The 16,572-nt window shown below is 33.6% G+C and carries 15 protein-coding genes; 4 read left to right on the forward strand and 11 right to left on the reverse strand.

Annotated features, from left to right (window positions below):
* Nucleotides 1-80: 80 nt before the first annotated feature.
* Both FEF17_RS01800 and pafA read right to left on the reverse strand, forming a co-directional pair.
* Nucleotides 81-890, reverse strand: a complete 810-nt coding sequence (locus FEF17_RS01800; RefSeq protein WP_139000649.1) for a DNA/RNA non-specific endonuclease — start codon at nucleotides 888-890, stop codon at nucleotides 81-83.
* Nucleotide 891: 1 nt separating this feature from the next.
* On the reverse strand, nucleotides 892-2,577 hold the full coding sequence (gene pafA, locus FEF17_RS01805) for an alkaline phosphatase PafA (protein ID WP_139000650.1): 1,686 nt from the start codon (nucleotides 2,575-2,577) through the stop codon (nucleotides 892-894).
* A gap of 109 nt (nucleotides 2,578-2,686) precedes the next feature.
* Between pafA and FEF17_RS01810 the strand changes: the two genes are divergently transcribed.
* Both FEF17_RS01810 and FEF17_RS01815 read left to right on the forward strand, forming a co-directional pair.
* Complete coding sequence (locus tag FEF17_RS01810; RefSeq protein ID WP_139000651.1) at nucleotides 2,687-3,424, forward strand: MlaE family ABC transporter permease; 738 nt, start codon at nucleotides 2,687-2,689, stop codon at nucleotides 3,422-3,424.
* Nucleotides 3,424-4,191, forward strand: coding sequence for an ABC transporter ATP-binding protein (locus tag FEF17_RS01815; protein WP_139000652.1), 768 nt, complete (start codon nucleotides 3,424-3,426; stop codon nucleotides 4,189-4,191). Before FEF17_RS01810 ends, FEF17_RS01815 begins: the two co-directional genes overlap by 1 nt.
* Here FEF17_RS01815 and FEF17_RS01820 read toward each other — a convergent pair.
* From FEF17_RS01820 to FEF17_RS01830, 3 genes are read right to left on the reverse strand one after another with little or no spacing between them, the layout of a single operon-like run.
* Nucleotides 4,188-5,654, reverse strand: a complete 1,467-nt coding sequence (locus FEF17_RS01820) for a DUF389 domain-containing protein (RefSeq protein WP_139000653.1) — start codon at nucleotides 5,652-5,654, stop codon at nucleotides 4,188-4,190. The genes FEF17_RS01815 and FEF17_RS01820 overlap by 4 nt on opposite strands.
* 2 nt (nucleotides 5,655-5,656) lie before the next feature.
* Nucleotides 5,657-6,736, reverse strand: a complete 1,080-nt coding sequence (locus tag FEF17_RS01825) for a mannose-1-phosphate guanylyltransferase (protein ID WP_139000654.1) — start codon at nucleotides 6,734-6,736, stop codon at nucleotides 5,657-5,659.
* Nucleotides 6,729-7,337 carry an ImmA/IrrE family metallo-endopeptidase gene (locus FEF17_RS01830; RefSeq protein ID WP_139000655.1) on the reverse strand — a complete coding sequence of 203 codons (609 nt, stop codon included), beginning with the start codon at nucleotides 7,335-7,337 and terminating at the stop codon, nucleotides 6,729-6,731. The genes FEF17_RS01825 and FEF17_RS01830 overlap by 8 nt, the downstream gene beginning before the upstream one ends.
* Before the next feature lie 114 nt (nucleotides 7,338-7,451).
* Here FEF17_RS01830 and pulA point away from each other — a divergent pair, with 114 nt between their 5' ends.
* A complete protein-coding gene (gene pulA, locus FEF17_RS01835; RefSeq protein WP_139000656.1) occupies nucleotides 7,452-9,434 on the forward strand; it encodes a type I pullulanase in 1,983 nt (660 codons plus the stop codon).
* Nucleotides 9,435-9,436: 2 nt separating this feature from the next.
* Here pulA and FEF17_RS01840 read toward each other — a convergent pair whose 3' ends face one another.
* From FEF17_RS01840 to FEF17_RS01850, 3 genes are read right to left on the reverse strand one after another with little or no spacing between them, the layout of a single operon-like run.
* The gene (locus FEF17_RS01840) at nucleotides 9,437-10,075 is read right to left on the reverse strand and encodes an HAD family hydrolase (RefSeq protein WP_139000657.1); all 639 of its coding nucleotides are present in this window, start codon (nucleotides 10,073-10,075) and stop codon (nucleotides 9,437-9,439) included.
* Nucleotides 10,076-10,078: 3 nt separating this feature from the next.
* Nucleotides 10,079-10,762 carry an SDR family NAD(P)-dependent oxidoreductase gene (locus FEF17_RS01845; protein WP_139000658.1) on the reverse strand — a complete coding sequence of 228 codons (684 nt, stop codon included), beginning with the start codon at nucleotides 10,760-10,762 and terminating at the stop codon, nucleotides 10,079-10,081.
* Nucleotides 10,755-11,726, reverse strand: a complete 972-nt coding sequence (locus tag FEF17_RS01850) for a M28 family metallopeptidase (RefSeq protein WP_139000659.1) — start codon at nucleotides 11,724-11,726, stop codon at nucleotides 10,755-10,757. Before FEF17_RS01850 ends, FEF17_RS01845 begins: the two co-directional genes overlap by 8 nt.
* A gap of 126 nt (nucleotides 11,727-11,852) precedes the next feature.
* Between FEF17_RS01850 and FEF17_RS01855 the strand changes: the two genes are divergently transcribed.
* Nucleotides 11,853-12,941: a nickel-binding protein gene (locus tag FEF17_RS01855; RefSeq protein WP_139000660.1), complete on the forward strand. Its 1,089-nt coding sequence runs from the start codon at nucleotides 11,853-11,855 to the stop codon at nucleotides 12,939-12,941.
* A gap of 295 nt (nucleotides 12,942-13,236) precedes the next feature.
* Here FEF17_RS01855 and FEF17_RS01860 read toward each other — a convergent pair whose 3' ends face one another.
* The 3 genes from FEF17_RS01860 to cdd form a co-directional block, all read right to left on the reverse strand.
* Entirely contained in the window at nucleotides 13,237-14,859 is a 1,623-nt protein-coding gene (locus tag FEF17_RS01860; RefSeq protein ID WP_139000661.1) for a pyruvate dehydrogenase complex dihydrolipoamide acetyltransferase, read from the reverse strand.
* A 3-nt stretch (nucleotides 14,860-14,862) separates the two neighbouring features.
* A complete protein-coding gene (gene pdhA / locus FEF17_RS01865; RefSeq protein ID WP_139000662.1) occupies nucleotides 14,863-15,861 on the reverse strand; it encodes a pyruvate dehydrogenase (acetyl-transferring) E1 component subunit alpha in 999 nt (332 codons plus the stop codon).
* A 176-nt stretch (nucleotides 15,862-16,037) separates the two neighbouring features.
* Nucleotides 16,038-16,520, reverse strand: a complete 483-nt coding sequence (gene cdd, locus FEF17_RS01870) for a cytidine deaminase (RefSeq protein ID WP_139000663.1) — start codon at nucleotides 16,518-16,520, stop codon at nucleotides 16,038-16,040.
* Between the last annotated feature and the right edge of the window lie 52 nt (nucleotides 16,521-16,572).

Below are 16,572 nucleotides of genomic sequence, written 5' to 3' on the forward strand. Positions count from 1 at the left end.
AAAATTTTTGGAAAGATAAGATACATAAAAGACCTTATTTGTTAGCTATCTAACATTTTAAGCGCAAATATTTTCGTTGATTAGTAAAAACTCCATGATTTGTAGCTATTTGAAGTTTCAAGCTGACGTTCTAAAGCATCTTCTAAACTTGGAAAAAAGTCAATTCCTGTGGTCTTTTCTAAACTATCTACAGAAACAACAAACTCGTACAATGGTTTTCTAGAGTCTCTATTTGGTAGGAGAAAACCTATCATTTTAGGATTGTCTGAATTGTAGTCTAAGAGTACTTTATAAAATTGGTTTGGTACGGCAACATATTCATCTCCTATGGTTTCCATTTCTCCATTTAAAACACCTCCTGTTACAACAAATACACCGTCATATTTTCTGGCCCAATATCTTACCTTTTGTTCTAACCGATTCCACACACCAGCGTTAAAATCATGGTCTTGTGGGCTAATGTTACTCGTTAAAAAAGTTTCGTCATGAGCTTCTTGACTGTATCTTCTATCTCCTGCTGGACATAAGTGCCCACGATCAAATCCAGAATTTTTATAGTTCCGCCAATGAGACGCACCAGTCTTTACGGCAAGATCAATCTCAAAAAAAGGACGCTTATACTTTGATTTTGAAAGATGAGATTTTTTTAATTCGTAAGCTACCCATTCAGCCTGCTCATATTTCTCTTTATAGGATAGGGAATAACCTTCGTGATGAATAACCTGTCCTGTAGTACTTGAAGGTAGAAAGTAAGACTTTGTGTCATTTTTTTCAATTTCGCCTGTCTCAATTGCAATATTTACCTCTTCCTCTTTTAAAAAATGTTCATATCCATAAACACCAATTATAATAAATATGGAAACTATAATATAGGTTGTTTTCCTCTTCAAACTAATCTAAAACAAAGTCTAAAGGTTCACCAACACAACCATTAGGAAAACTAATTCCCAAAAGAGCGGAAATGGTAGGCGCTATATCTGTAATTTCAGTTTTTCTTATTGTTTGCCCACGCTTAATCCCTTTTCCAAAAAATAATAGCGGCACATGAGTATCGTAACTCAACCATGAATGATGGTCTGTACCTGTTCGATTCCAAGGTGTATCCTTAAATACTGAAGGATTGAATACAAACAAAATATCCCCTGAACGTTTTTGATGATGTCCATTATCCAATAAGGTTTCTAAATAACCGTTTCCTGAAGTATTAACGAATTGGTTTATTTGTGAAGTCACATATACTTTATCTATTAACTTGTACTGAAGTAATTGAAGAGAGATCTCTTCTTTTAATTGTTTTAGGTTTATCTTATAATCATTAATCTTCTTATGATCCAGAAATATCTGATTATTTATTCTACTTAAAATCAAATTTAAAACACCATATTTTTCAAATAGAAATTGATTTAATGCAACTCTCATAGCTGAAGCATCAAAAAACCCTGCTGGTATCTTTTTAGATTTTAAATAACCTGGAGCATAAGGTGCTCCATGGTCAGAAGTTAAAAAAACAGTGTATTGTCCTTCTCCAACCTTTTCATCTAAAGCTTCTAATAATCTTTTTATATCTAAATCCAACCGCAAATAGGTGTCTTGTGTTTCAATAGCATTAACTCCAAAATTATGACCAACTTTATCAGTGCTTGAATAACTTATGGTAAGTACATCCGTAAAACGATCTTGTCCTAGTTGTTCTCCTTCAATCGCTTCTAAAGCGAAATCTGTTAATAAACTATTTCCATAGGGCGATTCGGCAATAATTTTGAAATTTTCATTTTGATCTTTCAACACTTCTAAATCATAAGGGAAAATTGGTGAATCTTTTCCTTTAAACCCCCCTTCAAACTTGTTTAAATCTGAGCCACTCTCAGTATAAGAGTCTATATTATATAATGTATTCCATGGCTTAAAATAAGATTCAGCAATATTCGATTCGTTAAAATTCTTAACCCATTGAGGCAAATCATTAATGTAAAAAGAGCTTGAAATCCAGTTACCACTTCCATCATGTTCATAATCCCACCAAAAAGCTGCATTTGCTGTATGACCTGCTGGTAAAATGGCGCCTCTATGTTTTAACGAAATACCAATTGTTTTGCCTTTCATTTGTGTGAATAACCTATTCTCGTCTGCAAAGGTTGTTGTTAAAAGTCTGTGAGGCGATTTCATACCATCTTTACTATCGGTTCCTATTGGCAAAACAGATTTATCTTCAACACAATTAACATTATGACTTAATGTTTTATCAAACCAATCGTTTCCAATTACCCCATGATATTTGGGTGTTGTTCCCGTGAAAATGGAGGCATGACCTGGTCCGGTTTTGGTTGTGATATAATTGAAATGATTGTTTTTACAATTAAAGCCTTCATGCACTAATCGTTTAAATCCACCTTCACTAAATTTAGAATAATATCGTGTTAAATAATCATAACGCATTTGATCAATCACAATCCCGACAACCAATTTTGGGACATCACTATAAGCAGAATCTATGTTTGCCTTATTTGAAGCATCTTGAGCCTTTGTAGACAAACAGGATATACCTACCAATAAAACAATAATAATTTTCTTAAGCATAATTTAGATAAATTTAGTAACCAAAAATACATAATTTAAAACATCATAATTTTATTTTTAAGATAATAAAGACTAAGTTTTTTTTACTTTAGCGCTAACAAATTTTTATATGAGTTACATTCATAATATTGGCGCCTATTTTTTAATGATTGCCGAAATGTTTCGTAAACCAACAAAATGGTCGGTGATGAAAACATTAATCTTAAAAGATATTGACGATTTAATTATTGGCTCTTTAGGTATTATTGCTTTTATTTCATTTTTTGTTGGCGGCGTTATTACCATACAAACGGCACTTAACATTGACAATCCACTCATACCAAAATACCTTGTTGGATTTGCGACAAGGCAATCTGTTATTTTAGAATTTGCACCTACTTTCACATCTATTATTATGGCCGGAAAAGTAGGGTCTTTTATAACCTCTAGCATAGGGACAATGCGCGTTACCGAGCAAATTGACGCTCTTGAAGTTATGGGAATTAATTCACTTAATTACCTCGTATTTCCTAAAACAATCGCACTGCTATTATACCCTTTTGCGATTGCCATTGGTATGTTTTTAGGAATTCTTGGTGGGATGGCCGCATGCGTATTTGGAGGCTATTCTACTCTAGCCGATTATATAATTGGCATACAAACAGACTTCGACACTTTTCATATTTTTTATGCTTTTATAAAGACTTTTGTTTTTGCTTTTATTTTAGCAACAATACCATCTTTTCATGGTTATTATATGAAAGGTGGAGCATTAGAAGTTGGTAAGGCTAGTACAACAGCATTCGTTTGGACTAGTGTTGCCATAATACTTCTTAACTATATATTAACAGATATGATGTTAGGCTAATGATAGAGGTTAAAGGATTACATAAATCGTTTGGAGACGCCCATATTTTAAAGGGCATTAGCACCTCTTTCTCTAAAGGTAAAACGAACCTCATTATTGGACAAAGTGGTTCCGGTAAAACAGTTTTTATCAAATGCCTTTTAGGGTTATTTGATTATGAAGAAGGTTCTATATCATACGATGGTAAAATATTTTCACAGTTAACTGAAGATGAAAAACGAAATTTACGAGCGGAAATTGGTATGGTTTTTCAAGGAAGCGCTTTGTTCGATTCCATGACCATTGCAGAAAACGTCATGTTTCCTCTCCAAATGTTTACTAAAATGAGTAAAGTTGAAATGGAAGAACGTGCAGATTTTGTCCTTAAACGCGTTAATCTTCCTGATGCCCATAAAAAGATGCCAAGTGAGGCCTCTGGAGGTATGCAGAAGCGTGTGGCCATTGCACGAGCTATTGTTAATAATCCTAAATATTTATTTTGTGATGAACCAAACTCCGGTTTAGATCCAAATACTGCCATAGTCATAGATAACCTCATCCAGGAAATTACAGATGAATATCAAATAACAACTGTTATTAACTCTCACGATATGAATTCCGTAATGGAAATAGGGGAGAAAATTGTATTCTTAAAAGATGGTTTAAAGGCTTGGGAAGGCTCAAAAGAAACAATTTTTAAAACCGATAACAAAATTGTTACCGATTTTGTTTATTCTTCCAACCTATTCAAGAAAGTAAGAAGAATGTACATTGAAGAAAATAGTTAATTAACCCGCTTTATAACGAGGGTATCCAATTCTAACTTTTGCTTAAACCACTTCTCCAACCTATCTCTTTCATCTTTTCTAGTAGCATCCTTAGTAAGCGAATCAATCCATTTTACTTCAAAAACCGAAATAGTATCCATTTTTGAGAAATTGGAACTGATTACGTTTGAAAAACTAATTCTTTCTATATTCTGATAATTAATCTTTACCTCTTTAGATAACTCCTCAAACTCTATATAATTCTTTTCTAACTTGGACAATTGCGAAACTTTACTTTCAAGAAAAGCTATTTTTTGAGTTTGTGTTAACAAATCCAAAGAATCTCTTGTTCGCAACTCCTCCATATATTTAAAGTTATCTAGATTCTTTGATCGGTTTTGGTTTACAATCAACTTTACATCTGCTAACGCAGAATAGTCTGCCATTCTGCTTTGCAATAAAACAATAGTTTCATCCGATATTTCATCTAAACCAAAAGTACTTAGCTCGATAACAGATTCGCTATCATCAAAATACTTATAAACTGCATTATTTTTTAAATAATCGTAATGTGGCAATGTTTTTAATTCCTCTTTTACAAAATTGGCCGCATCACGTTTAAAATTGCTCTCCTTTAAAACATTTAAAAAGGTCCAAACGGCAGGTACCATCACAATAATTGCTAGTAAAGTCGCCATTCTTGATATAAAAAGACGCTTTTTTGAATTCGCATACTTAAGCATCGGAAATCTTAAAAGCTTTAAAACTAGAAAAGTTGCCAGCGCAATAAATATGGTATTAATGGTAAATAAATACATGGCGCCTCCAAAGTATATCCAATTTCCTTTTGCTAATCCATAACCAGCAGTACAGAGGGGAGGCATTAAAGCTGTAGCAATAGCAACACCAAAAATTACGGAAGCTATGGTCCCCTTTTTTGTTCTCGCTATAATAAGTGCTAGACCACCAAAAAATGCAATTAATACATCCCGAATATCTGGTTTTACTCGACCTAAAAGTTCTGATGTGTCTTCACTTAATGGGAACAGCCAAAAAAACAAAAAAGCAGTTAATAAACTAAGCACTATCATAGTGGCTAAGTTTATTAAAGAACGTTTGAGTGTATCTATATCATTAATTGCTATTGAAAGTCCAACCCCTAAAATAGGCCCCATAAGAGGAGAAATCAACATGGCACCAATCACAACCGCCGTAGAATTTGCATTTAGGCCTACAGATGCAACAAAAATTGAACAAATTAAAATCCAAGCCGTAGCACCCTTGAAAGGTATATCGCCCTTTATGGCTTGAATGGTGGCATCTCTATCGGTATCCTCACGAAAATCCAATAAATCACTAAAGAATTTTTTAATGCTTTGCATTAACCCTTGAGCATCTTTTTTAACAGCTTGTTTTGAAGCTTCTACTGCTTGCTCTTTTTTGGATTCTTCTTCAGAAAAATTGAATTTACTTTCTTGAGTCATTGTTAACCGTATTGCTCTCCAAATTTGTCTTTAACACTTTGGAGCGTTTTCTTTATATCTTGTTCTTTTGATTTAGGAAAGATAAGTAAAACTTCATCTTTATCCACAATAATATAATCACTCAAACCATCGATTACTACAATTTTATCATCATTTGTTCGAATCATGTTGCCAGAGGCATCAGCAACTAGTGTTCTAGAATTAACAACTGCATTTTTAGATTCGTCCTTGTCTAATTTATCATATAAACTGCCCCATGTTCCCAAATCATTCCAATCAAATTCTGCTGCAACCACATACACATTAGTGGACTTTTCCATAATGGCATAATCCACAGAAATATTCTCCGCCTTAGGGTAATTATCTTTTATAAAATCATTTTCGAAATTAGTATTATAAGTAGAAATACCTTTTTCAAATAGTTCATATAACCTTGGCTGACTACTCTTAAAAGCATTAACTACAGTTGTTGCACTCCACATAAAAATTCCAGCATTCCATAAAAAATTTCCTTGATTAATAAACTCCTTTGCCATCTCATAATCGGGTTTTTCCCTAAACTGTTTAACAGATTTTATACCCTTTGTGGAAAATTTATCGTATTCAATATAGCCATACCCCGTATTTGGAAATGTTGGCTGAATACCTAACGTCATAAGCGCATTATTTTCTGAACAAAAATCGAATGCCTGTTGTACATTTTTTGAAAATGTTTTTTCATCTTCAATCCAATGATCGCTTGGAGCTACAATCATCACGGCATCAGGGTTTTCTTTTTGAATTTTTAACGATGCATATAAAATACAAGGTGCCGTATTTCGCATTGCAGGTTCTAAAACTACTTGCCTTTGTTTAACCTGTGGTAGTTGCTGTAAAACTAAATCATTGTATCGTTCATTGGTTAAAATAAAAATATTCTCAACAGGAATTAGATCAGTAAGCCTAGTAAATGTTTTTTGAATTAGGGTATCGCCAGTTCCCAACATATCATGAAATTGCTTTGGGAAATCCTCCGTACTCACTGGCCAAAATCTTGATCCAACACCACCTGCCATTAAAATGGCGTAATAATTTTTATTCATTTGCATTATTTATAAGTTCTACTTCTGCATTAGGATTAAATAAATATAATCGTCCTGTTTTAACTTCAACACATTCAAAACGCTTAACGCGCTTCTTTCCCATTTTAAAAACTTTGCCATTATATAAACGAAATGTTTGTCCCAACGGTACTTCAAAAATAAAGGTTTTATCGTTAGGTTCGTCATAATCCTTTAAAGCCAATGCCAATTGAACATCTGTATCGCTAGAAGCCTTAGGGTTTATAAAGTGTTTAGCTAATAATGGTAATAAATGGTTTGGAAATATTTCTGGGTTTAAAAAAGGTAGCATTAAATGCTGAAAGGTGCGCTTCCATTCCATTCCATGTGGCTTTATAAGCCTACCATAATTCTTATAGGCCTCAAAATGGGCTATCTCATGAATTAGGGTAATTAAAAACCTATATGGGTTTAAATTTGAATTAACCGTTATTTGATGTTTGCCATTTGATAAAGGCTTATAATCTCCATGACGTGTTTTACGTTCCTTTTTTATCTTCAGAATAAGACCATCATACTTTAATAGGTTTTCAATTAAAGGGCTGGCAGATTTTGGTATAAAATCCAAAAGAGGCTTTTGCATAGAAGCAAAAATACTATAATTGTTATTGTCTGAAAATTGATTTATTTAAAATTAGGTTATATTAGTTACCACTTTAAATGTCATCGAAGCATTCCATATAAAGTGTCGTAGTTAATGAAATTAATCCTTTACATATTTATGTGCCTAATGTTGTTACAAAGCTGTAAAGAAAAACCTAGTTATAAATCTTTTTCAGAATTTACCCAACCAACCAAAAGCGACTTATGGTTAAACTACAATGAAGGATTATGTGAATTTAAAATTTGGTCTCCTACAGCCACTAATGTCAGATTACATCTTTATAAAAATGGTGATGGTAACAACCACATAAATACTTACGACCTAAATTCAACAAGCGATGGTATTTGGACCATTAAAATCAACTCAAATTTAAAAGGACTTTATTACACTTACCAAACCAAAATAAATTACGAATGGCAAGAAGAAACACCCGGCATTTATGCTAGGGCCGTTGGAGTAAATGGAAAAAGAGCTATGGTATTGGATTTAGAATCGACTAATCCTATGGATTGGAAAAATGATACCGGCCCTGATTTAAAATCTCCAAATGAAGCCATTATTTATGAAATGCATATTCGAGATTTTAGTATTCACGAAACGTCTGGAATTCGCAATAAAGGAAAGTTTCTCGGTGTTGTTGAAAAAGGCACCAAAACTTCTGATGGTCTAAAAACTGGTTTGGATCATTTAAAAGAATTAGGAATTACACATGTTCATTTACTTCCTAGTTTTGATTACTTTACAGTAGATGAATCTAATCTCGACCGAGAACAATATAATTGGGGTTATGATCCTTTAAACTACAATGTGCCTGAAGGTTCTTATTCTACAAATCCTTATGACGCTGCGTTAAGAATTAAGGAGTTTAAGCAAATGGTAAAATCACTTCATGATAATGGTATTGGGGTTATTATGGACGTAGTTTACAACCATACAGGCAAAACACAGAACTCTAATTTTAATTTAGAAGTTCCGGATTACTACTATAGGCAGTGGGATGATGGTTCATACTCTGATGCTTCGGCATGTGGCAATGAGGTAGCGTCTGAGCGTGCAATGGTAAGAAAATTTATTGTTGAATCTGTTTCTTATTGGGCTAAGGAATATCATATGGACGGCTTTCGTTTCGATTTGATGGGTATTCATGACATTGAAACTATGAATGCTATTTCGGAATCACTTTATAAGATAAACCCTAATATTCTATTATATGGGGAAGGATGGCTAGCCTCCAATTCACCCTTACCCAAAAAACAGCGAGCAACAAAAGCTAATGTTTCTAAAATTTCAAAGATTGCTGCTTTTTCTGATGAATTAAGAGATGGCCTAAAAGGTTCTGTTTTTGAAAAAGAAAGTCAAGGGTTTGTTAGTGGTGCAAAAAATGAAGAAACCTCGATTCAATTTGGTATTGTTGGAGCTATTAAACATCCTCAAATTGCTTTTACAAAGGTGAATTACTCAAATAAAGCTTGGGCAAAAGAACCTTGGCAATCTGTTTCTTATGTATCATGCCACGACAACCATACCGCCTTCGATAAACTTAAACTTTCTAATCCTAATACTAGTAAAAAAGACATTATAGCCATGCAAAAACTCGCTAATGCTATAGTTTTAACATCACAAGGCATTTCTTTTTTACATTCGGGAAGCGATTTCTTAAGAACAAAAAATGGCATAGAGAATTCTTATAAAAGTCCCGATTCAATAAATCAAATTGATTGGAATAGAAAATCCGAATATTTGGATGTTTTTAATTATTATAAAAATCTAATAACTCTTAGAAAGTTGCATCCTGCTTTTAGAATGACAAATGCTGAAGACGTAATTAATAATCTTCATTTTGAAAAAATCGCAAATGGAATTATTAGCTACACCCTTAATAATAATGCAAACGAAGATACTTGGAAGCGTATTTTAGTTGTTTATAATGCTAATCCAGACCCAATTTTATATCAACTAGAAGATTCTTGGAATCTAGTCCTTGAAGGAGATGCTTTTGATTTTCAAGGTGAAAAAGTTATAAATGACACTATAAAAGTGCCTCCTATTTCAACTTTGATTGCCTTTCAAAAGTAATTTTAATCGAGCATAGCTAAGAGTTTATCCATGCTACTAAATGTTTTCGTAGCAATAGGGTTTAGCTCATTTTTGTAATCATGTTCGGTATAACCAAAAACATCAAATCCGCCAGCTAAAGCACCTTTAACCCCTGAAACACTATCCTCAATGACTAAACATTCATGAGGTTTAAAACCCATGGTTTCTGCTGCCCACAAATATACTTCGGGTTCTGGTTTCCATTTTTGTATGGCATAACAACTAAATATATTACCTTCAAAATGAGGCAATAAACCCGTTACGTCCAGGTTTAATCTTATTTTATTTTCTGGACCACTAGAAGCCACGCAAAATGGAATTTGTAATTTGTTCAGCACATCTGTTATACCCTTTATGGGTTGAATATTTTTCCTAAAAGCCTCAAATGTATTAATGCGGTAATCTGGCTCAAAATTCATGGGTAAAGGTTTCCCAATCTTATCTTCAATTAATTGCATGCAAGAATTTAATGACTTCCCTTTTAAACCAATAAGCGATTCTTCAAAATTCATATTAGCTCCTAAATCGTTAGCCATATCGACCAAAACGCCAATAGCAATAGATTCACTATCTATTAAAACACCATCACAATCGAAAATGATGCATTTATATTTACTCATAAATTAAGGCGTAGAATTTGAAACTTGAAGCAACTTGCCGTTATAGTATTTGTTTCCGTTAAGACCGAAATTAAAAATATACTCTGCCATTTCCAGTGCTGTCGTAGGTGCTTTATATCCTGGAAAAGCTTCTTCTAACATTTCGGTTTGTACGGCACCTAAAGCTAAAACATTAAACGAAATCCCTGACTCTTTATATTCCTCAGCTAAAAGTTCGGTTAAAGTTATAACGGCAGCTTTACTAGAACTATATGCTGCCAACCCAGGAAATTTCATGCTTCCTTGCACACCTCCCATGGAACTTATTGTTACCACGTGGCTCTCATTTTTCATATAGGGCAATACTATTCTTGTAAGTTCTGAAACGCCATACACATTGGTTTTATATACTGTTTCAAAATCACCAATTGTAGTTTCAGAAAATGGCTTATTTAAAAGCGTCCCTGCGTTATTAATTAAAATATCAACCTTCCCCCATTTCTCATTAACAAAATCTTTAATCTTTTTATAAGCATTGTTATCATTTAAATCAAAAGAAAAACAAGTAACGTTCCCTAATTTTAAACTTTGGATCGGTTTTTCATTCCGCGAAAGTGCTAAGACATTATGTCCTGCTTTTGAAAATAGTTGCACCAATTCAAAACCAATTCCTCTGCTAGTACCTGTAATAATGATATTTTTAGTCATGATTCATTTTAATTTCTTGAGAAGCAGAATTCACCATTCCTTCAATCGGAGGAATCATTTTAGTGATAAAGTTAGTCATGTGCTTAAAATCCATTTTATCCGCTTCATCATCAACATGATGATAATAATCAAAGTTTGTAAAATCAAAAGTAGAAATGGCATGTGCTGGAACCTTAAATGCCTCGTAGAATGGATAATTATCTGATCGCATAAATAAATTAAACTCCTTCGCTTTAGGGAAAAAACCTATAATTTCAGAATGAGCATAAGTGTTTAGTTTTTCTGTAATATTAGATTTCTCATAACCAGAGATATAAGCCATAATCTCATTTTCATTTCTTGGTACGCCAATCATTTCGAAATTAATCATTGTATATAAATTAATCCCTTCTTTTTTTAGCCGCTTTGCAAGGTGTCCAGAACCTTTAAGTCCCATTTCTTCTGCAGAAAAAAGTGTAAATAGTATACTTCTTTTATTAGATTTAGTCTTTGAGAAATACTTTGCCCACTCTAAAACAGCAACGGTTCCAGAGGCATCATCATTAGCGCCATTAGCAATGATATCTCCATTTACTTCTTTCGCTGTACCAATATGATCGTAGTGTGCTCCAAGAATTACAAACTCATTTTTAAGGATTGAGTCATTCCCTTCTATATAACCAACAACATTATAACCAACTATATCCTTTAAATTGAAACTGTCTCTATAAGTTTCGAAATATGGCTTAACATTATTTTCTTGAAATACCTTCTCAATGAAGATTGCTGCTTTTTCTATACCAAGCGTTCCAGTATTCCTTCCTTCAAGCTCATCTGATGCTAAGTACTCTAGACTCGTCCTTACCTGTGATTCTTTAATACTTAAATCGTTAATAGATGAATCTTTTTGATCTTGGAAAGTACCATTTTTGCTTTTACAGCTAACAATGCATAAAGCACTTAAAATAAATAAGAATTTTTTCATTTTTTATTAAAAGAAGCTAAAGATATGAAATTAGTCAATGATACTTCTTAGAACTACTCGATTCTCACTATTGATTATGATGTTAATTTTTTATAACTTGTGTAAATCACAGAAAATTAAACTGTTATGCCAATATATATGGATAGGCACGATTTGCCTGGAGTAACTTTAAAAGATGCTGCCGAAGCGCATTTAAAGGATTTAATTCATCAAGATAAATATAGCTGCAAAGCCCTTACATATTGGGTTGACGAAGAAAGAGAAAATGCTTTTTGTTTAATCGAGGCACCTAATAAAGATGCTGTAACAGAACTTCATCTGCATACACATGGGTTAATTTCACACGAAATAATTGAAGTAGACAGCAATTTAGTTAAATCGTTTTTGGGCAGATTACACGATCCTGAATCAGAAAATGACATTATTGATTCTGCCTTCAGAGCAATAATGGTTATTGAATCAAGCAATTATATTCATAGAATGAATAATAATCAGTTTGATCTTTTTTATCAACGTTATCATAAAAGTGTTGGAAAATGTATTAGTAAATGTAATGGAAAGGTGGTTCTTCTTAAGAGCAACAGCTATCTCGTTTCCTTTAAAACTATGGACGATGCTATTCTTTGCGCACAAAACATTAAACATAACACTAAATATATAACCCCTAATTTTGACAGTTCTTACAAGGAAATAAATATTGGAATTAGCACGGGAGAGCCTGTTACAGATAAAAAAGAATTGTTCCAAGATGCTATAGCCCTATCAACTTATTTATGTGAAATTGTTCAAGGAGATATTGTTATATCATCTGAAGCCGAGGAACAATATCGAAAAGAACACGAACATGCTTTAATAGATAAATCGTTGATACGATCTTTAATCCCAAGAGAGGAATTATTCTTAATCAATTTGATGAAGTATGTTGAATTACATTGGAATAATCCTCTATTTAACGTGAATGATTTCAGTAAAAAAATGGGGTTTAGTAAATCTCAACTTAATCGGAATATTAAAAAACTTACGGGTTGTTCCCCAAATAATTTTATTAAAAAGTTACGTTTGCAACGTGCTATGAAGTTATTATACAATCAAAAAGGAAATATTTCGCAAGTAGCTTTTGAAACAGGTTTTAATACACCTGCTTATTTTTCGAAATGTTTTTCTGAAGAATTTGGTTTATTACCTTCAACATTTACCAAACAATATATTGATTAAAAAGCCCCTTATAAATGTTTGATATTTTAATTTTTTTGAACCAATAATAGAATTCACGCCTTCGCGATACATATAATTTTGGGTTATTAATCTTTAACTCTTTATTATGAAAACACTAATAGAGGAGCATCCGAAAATGGGTGGATTCACCGCAGACAACATTTTTACTGTAAGTTCTATAATAGAGCCCTATACGGCAAAATAATAATTAATAAAAAACCTATTTCAAACAAATGAAACAGGTTTTCGATATTTATTTTGCCTATTCGACAGAGCTTAGGGTGGCATCTATAATTTAAACTAACATCGTCACAGGATTCTCAATATATCCTTTTAATGTTTGAAGGAATTGTGCCCCTGTGGCACCATCAACCGTTCTGTGGTCGCAAGCAAGTGTTAACTTCATGGTATTTCCAACCACGATTTCTCCATTTTTAACTACTGGCTTTTGAACAATAGCTCCAACAGATAAAATTGCTGAATTAGGCTGATTGATAATCGATGTAAAATAATCGATACCAAACATACCTAAGTTAGAAACCGTGAATGTGCTTCCAGACATTTCATCTGGAGTTAATTTTTTATTTCTAGCTTTACCAGCTAATTCTTTGACCTCAGCACCGATTTGTGGTAAGTTTTGCTCGTTTGCAAAGCGAACTACTGGTACAACCAATCCATCTGGGACAGCAACAGCCACACCAATATGAACGTGGTTATTCAAGCGCATTTTATCATCAAACCACTGAGAATTTACTTGTGGATGTTGCTTTAAAGCTAAGGCACAAGCTTTAACTACCATGTCGTTAAATGATATTTTAGTATCTGGAATTGAGTTGAACTGTGTTCTAAAAGCAATCGCATTATCCATATCATATTCAACTGCCAAATAATAATGTGGTGCAGAGAATTTAGATTTAGTTAACGACTTAGCAATAGCTTTACGCATTTGAGAATTTGGCACCTCATCAAAATCTTCCTGACCTGAAGGTACAAATTTACCAACTGAAGCTGCTCCAGCTGCTGGTTCGTAATTTTCAATATCTCGTTTTATTATACGCCCTTTTTCACCAGATCCTTGAACTTTAGTCAAGTTAATGCCTTTTTCCTCAGCCAATTTTTTAGCTAATGGCGACACATATAAACGCCCATTTTCTGTGACTGGAGTCGGTGATGGTGCTTTTGATTTTGTTTCCGTTTTAGCGGGTGCCGCTTTAGGAGCTTCAGCCTTAACTTTTGGTGCTTCTTCTTTTTTAGCCGGCGCAGATGTTGCAGAGAAGTTTGAAGCTACTCCAGAAACATCTGTTCCTGCTGGACCTATGATTGCTAAGAGTGCATCTACTTTAGCAGATTCTCCTTCTTGTAATCCGATTTCTAATAAAGTACCCGACTGGAATGATTCAAATTCCATCGTTGCCTTATCCGTTTCTATTTCGGCTAAAATATCTCCTTCTTCAACAGTATCACCAACTTTCTTCAACCAAGTGGCTACGGTTCCTTCTTCCATGGTATCACTTAAGCGTGGCATGGTTACAACTATAACGCCTTCTGGAAATTCTGCTGATTCAGTTTGAGTTTCCTCAGACTCGACTGCGCTCGGAGTGACAACCTCATCTGCTTTCTCTTCTTTGGCTTCTTCTGTAGAAGCTCCAGCACCATTTAAAATACCTGAAATATCTTCACCTTCATCACCAATAATGGCTAAAAGCTCATCTACTTTTGTAGTTTCTCCTTCTTGAACACCAATATGAAGCAATGTCCCTTCATTGAAAGATTCAAACTCCATAGTAGCTTTGTCCGTTTCAATTTCAGCTAAAATATCTCCTTCTTCAATTTTATCACCTACTTTTTTCAACCAAGCAGCAACCGTTCCTTCTTCCATTGTGTCGCTCAAACGCGGCATATTTACAACTATTGCCATATTCTATAATTTATGTGGGATGAATGGATAATCTTCTTGTTCATAAACAACATCATATAATTGTTGTTTTTCTGGGAATGGAGATTCCTCAGCAAACTTCTCGCATTCAATTACTCTCGCTTTAACACGCTTGTCAATTACTTTTATTTCTTCTTCGGTAGCATATTTCTTTTCAAGAATAACATCCTTAACCTGAGTAATTGGATCTATTTTTTTGTACTCTTCTACTTCATCCTTCGTTCTATAATGCTGTGCATCAGACATTGAATGCCCTCTGTAACGATATGTTTTTAATTCTAAAAATGTTGGTCCGCCGCCACTTCTTGCTCTTTTAATAGCTTCATCAAAAGCTTCTGCAACTTTAACTGGATTCATACCATCAACAGGACCACTTGGCATTTCATAACCTAAACCTAACTTCCAAATATCATCATGATTTGCTGTTCGTTCTACTGATGTTCCCATCGCGTATCCGTTGTTTTCACAAACGAATACTACAGGTAAATTCCAAAGCATTGCCAAGTTAAAGGTTTCGTGCAATGATCCTTGTCTCGCAGCTCCATCACCAAAACAACACAAGGTAACCCCGTCAACTCCATGATATTTATCTCCAAAAGCAATACCTGCTCCTAAAGGAATCTGGCCACCAACGATACCATGACCACCATAAAAGCGGTGTTCTTTCGAAAAAATATGCATCGAGCCTCCCATACCTTTGGATGTCCCTGTTACTTTACCGTATAACTCAGCCATAACACGTCTAGGATCCACACCCATTCCTATAGGTTGAACGTGGTTGCGGTATGCCGTAATCATTTTATCTTTAGTCAAATCCATAGCATGTAAAGCACCTGCTAAAACTGCTTCTTGACCATTATATAAATGAAGAAATCCTCTTACTTTTTGTTGAATGTATACTGCAGCAAGTTTATCTTCAAACTTTCTCCAGAATAACATGTCTTCGTACCATTTTAGGTAAACCTCTTTTGTGATTTTTTGCATTGACTATTTCTAGGTTTTAATTATGCGGAATACAAAAGTAATACATTGTTAGTTATTGCAAAAACGCAAGCACATTTAAAGTAAAAAAATATTAAAAAACAGTCTCTTCAAATAGATTTTTGAGGTTTCAATACTATTATTAAGAAATATTTTAAACTTTTTAAAATTAGTAAAAATTATAGTTGAGATTTATCGAAAACTAAGGGTAATAAATCACTCAAAGAATTGGATCGCATTACATTTCCTGTCTTACCCATAAAATATATTTCAATGGGTACGTTTTGCTTTATTTCATACTCTGCAATTGCTTGTCTACATGCTCCACAAGGTGGTATTGGTTTTGTTGTTATATTATTATTTGAACTCGCAGAAATTGCCATTCTTACTATTTTAGCATCTGGATAATTAGCTCCAGCGTAATAAATAGCAGTGCGTTCTGCACATAATCCGGATGGGTATGAGGCGTTCTCTTGATTATTACCTGTTACAACCTCTCCATTATCTAAAAGAATAGCTGCACCTACCTTAAATTCAGAATATGGCGCATAAGCCATTTCTCTAGATTTTATAGCCTTCTGAATTAATAAAAAAACGTCTTCTGAAAGTTCATCAATAGATTCATAAACAAATAAGGTGGATTCTATTTTAACTTCCTTCATAATTTAAAGACATTTTAAAATGTGCACTAAATTTAAACAAAAAAACTATTGC

Source organism: Hyunsoonleella aestuarii, assembly GCF_006148925.1.
Classification (GTDB): domain Bacteria; phylum Bacteroidota; class Bacteroidia; order Flavobacteriales; family Flavobacteriaceae; genus Algibacter_D; species Algibacter_D aestuarii.

What these genes read in the sequence shown, in the direction of transcription:
- pulA (WP_139000656.1), top strand. Translation starts at nt 7,452, where the DNA reads ATGAAATTAATCCTTTACATATTTATGTGCCTAATGTTGTTACAAAGC.
- FEF17_RS01855 (WP_139000660.1), top strand. Translation starts at nt 11,853, where the DNA reads ATGCCAATATATATGGATAGGCACGATTTGCCTGGAGTAACTTTAAAA.
- FEF17_RS01820 (WP_139000653.1), bottom strand. Translation starts at nt 5,654, where the DNA reads ATGACTCAAGAAAGTAAATTCAATTTTTCTGAAGAAGAATCCAAAAAA.
- FEF17_RS01815 (WP_139000652.1), top strand. Translation starts at nt 3,424, where the DNA reads ATGATAGAGGTTAAAGGATTACATAAATCGTTTGGAGACGCCCATATT.
- FEF17_RS01860 (WP_139000661.1), bottom strand. Translation starts at nt 14,859, where the DNA reads ATGGCAATAGTTGTAAATATGCCGCGTTTGAGCGACACAATGGAAGAA.
- FEF17_RS01830 (WP_139000655.1), bottom strand. Translation starts at nt 7,337, where the DNA reads ATGCAAAAGCCTCTTTTGGATTTTATACCAAAATCTGCCAGCCCTTTA.
- cdd (WP_139000663.1), bottom strand. Translation starts at nt 16,520, where the DNA reads ATGAAGGAAGTTAAAATAGAATCCACCTTATTTGTTTATGAATCTATT.
- pafA (WP_139000650.1), bottom strand. Translation starts at nt 2,577, where the DNA reads ATGCTTAAGAAAATTATTATTGTTTTATTGGTAGGTATATCCTGTTTG.
- pdhA (WP_139000662.1), bottom strand. Translation starts at nt 15,861, where the DNA reads ATGCAAAAAATCACAAAAGAGGTTTACCTAAAATGGTACGAAGACATG.
- FEF17_RS01850 (WP_139000659.1), bottom strand. Translation starts at nt 11,726, where the DNA reads ATGAAAAAATTCTTATTTATTTTAAGTGCTTTATGCATTGTTAGCTGT.
- FEF17_RS01845 (WP_139000658.1), bottom strand. Translation starts at nt 10,762, where the DNA reads ATGACTAAAAATATCATTATTACAGGTACTAGCAGAGGAATTGGTTTT.
- FEF17_RS01840 (WP_139000657.1), bottom strand. Translation starts at nt 10,075, where the DNA reads ATGAGTAAATATAAATGCATCATTTTCGATTGTGATGGTGTTTTAATA.
- FEF17_RS01810 (WP_139000651.1), top strand. Translation starts at nt 2,687, where the DNA reads ATGAGTTACATTCATAATATTGGCGCCTATTTTTTAATGATTGCCGAA.
- FEF17_RS01825 (WP_139000654.1), bottom strand. Translation starts at nt 6,736, where the DNA reads ATGAATAAAAATTATTACGCCATTTTAATGGCAGGTGGTGTTGGATCA.